At 52.0% G+C, this 2,169-nt stretch carries 2 protein-coding genes; both read right to left on the minus strand.

The annotated features are described in order from the left end of the window. The coding region (locus ACETWG_04850) for a DUF5683 domain-containing protein (protein MFB0515916.1) at positions 1-815 on the minus strand (815 nt) is incomplete at its 3' end. A 10-nt stretch (positions 816-825) separates the two neighbouring features. Beyond that, positions 826-2,169, minus strand: a 1,344-nt coding sequence (locus ACETWG_04855) for a BamA/TamA family outer membrane protein (protein ID MFB0515917.1), incomplete at its 5' end; no start/stop codon positions are given.

Below are 2,169 nucleotides of genomic sequence, written 5' to 3' on the forward strand. Positions count from 1 at the left end.
TTAAACATGAGCGCGGAAACGGCGTACGTGGCCACACTCTTTAAATCATTGGCCACAGCACGCATATCAATGTACTGCGAGCGGTGATCCGACAAAGCGATCCACCCTGATTTTCGGCTGCTATCTATTTCCGCCTCTGGAGTTGCATCGTCCCAACCGGAGAAGAACTGATTATATTTACCGACATTCTCGTAGTACGCGTTGTTCTTTTTCACATAGACGAAATCGCTGGTATCGGGGTCCGCCAGAAGTTGATAGATTCTCTCACTATCTTCCTTGGTATTGCCGTATACTTCAGGGCGACCATCGCCATCCATATCCACAAAGAATTCCAGCTGATGGCTGCCATCGGTGCCAACGTAAATCTGGTCCTTTCCCTTGCCCCAGGGATCAGTCTGGTAGAGATGGGCGGTGAATAACCAATGTTCAAAATCCCAGTGGTCGTCAGCAAATTCCTCATACGCCTCGGTCGAATCTTTACCCCGCTGTGAATAGCTTCTCAATGCCCACACTGCTAGCACTTCTACTCCCAGAAACAGGGCCGTTTTCTTCAGCTGTCGGACGTACAGCTGACCGGCACCCGGTACGAGCAAGGACAGGACCATCGCTTTGCCTGGATAGCGGTAATTGGGACTGTCCACATCAATGCCGCGCAGGGTATCCTGAGTCTGCCAGGCCGGGCTTTGGATGGCTGCAACCTCGTATAGTTGCTGCACCAGGGCGCAGTTAGGATCCAGGTACCGGCCAGTTCCGGGGTTGACGCCTTGTGCAGCCCCGCATATCAGGATGATAAAAAGACTAACACGTATCTTCATGAATGCTCCTTCAGAAATCGAATAGTAACGAAACGTAATGCCGATAACCCTTGAAGTCGCCGCCAAGAGGCCGGTGCACCTCATAAGCCAAAGCGAAAGGGAATACATAAAAATTATGGCCGTTAAGCCGCATTTCCATTCCCATTGATGATTTATGCCCTTTTCTAAGCCAGGAACCGTTAAAGCCGTCACCATATTGAACCACAAACCCTAATGATAGGTTCTGGAAAATTAACTGCCAGAGGGGAAGATGGCGCTCAAGAAACAGCGGTATCCGTACCGTCAGCGTATGGACCATCAGATTCGTTCCCTGGACTGTGCTGTCATAATAGGTGTAGCCCCGCAAGCCCGGTGGCCCACCACCGAAAAAGTAGAAAAAAGTATCCACCGCGTCGTTTGAAAGCCAGCCAAGGGTGGCTTCATAGGCGGCCGTAATTCTGCTCCGGCGGTGAAGAGCAACATACTGTTTGAAATTTAGCGTCAGACGGAGAGTATTGTTCGGTTCATAGATGGTCACCGGGGTACTGTATTTTTTACTGATGGCAAAGTCTTCTGCAAGATTGTTTTTCTCTGCTCGCAGCTCCATCTCAAACTCATACCCTTTCGTGGGAAACATGTTCCCGCCGTATTCCGGCCGCCGTCCATATAGCTGCCAGCGGGCGATGAGACTAGCACCCTTGTAATAAGGGAAAGAAAATCCTCCGCCCAGGCTTTCCAGGCGCTGAAAGATGTGCTCCCGATATTGGCTGAGGGAAGTCTCCAGCCAGAAGCGATGTAATCCTACAGCCATCCGGCCCCCGATGATCGCCTCCAGCAGGTTGAATCGCAAGTCATCTGTGCCCTGGTAATCGTACCAGGTGAACTCCTGGCGGACGTGGCGCTGAAGGGCGTAGATCTGGGCATAGAGGGTGGGACGAAACTTGCGGAATTCGAAAAGCAGAAAGTAGTCGGTATCCCAACGCGAATTGGTGCTTACGCCTCCAAAAAGGAGCAGGCGATCCAGCACTTCGTTAGCATATAAGTACAATCCCGGTTTGAGAGTCCCATAATCCACCATTAGTCGCGGCAGGATGAATGGCCGTGACATGGTTTCCCTGTAGGGCTGGGAGGTAAGTGCCATGTCTGGACCTTCCTGAGGCGAGTTGGGCCTCAACTCCCGGAGATCAACTGGTATGCCCACCAGGTCCTTGGCGAGAAGTGCCGGATTAGCCAGGTAAGCGATTTTGTAGCCGCCGTCGTGGTAAAGGCTGTAGAGCACCTCTCCGCGCGAGTTGACCGACGGCATAAAGGCCCCACCGGTAACATTGGTAATGTACCCTCGCTCGCCTTCCTCACCCAGCAGATACAGGTTAAA

It is taken from the genome of Candidatus Neomarinimicrobiota bacterium, assembly GCA_041862535.1.
Lineage (GTDB): Bacteria > Fidelibacterota > Marinisomatia > SCGC-AAA003-L08 > TS1B11.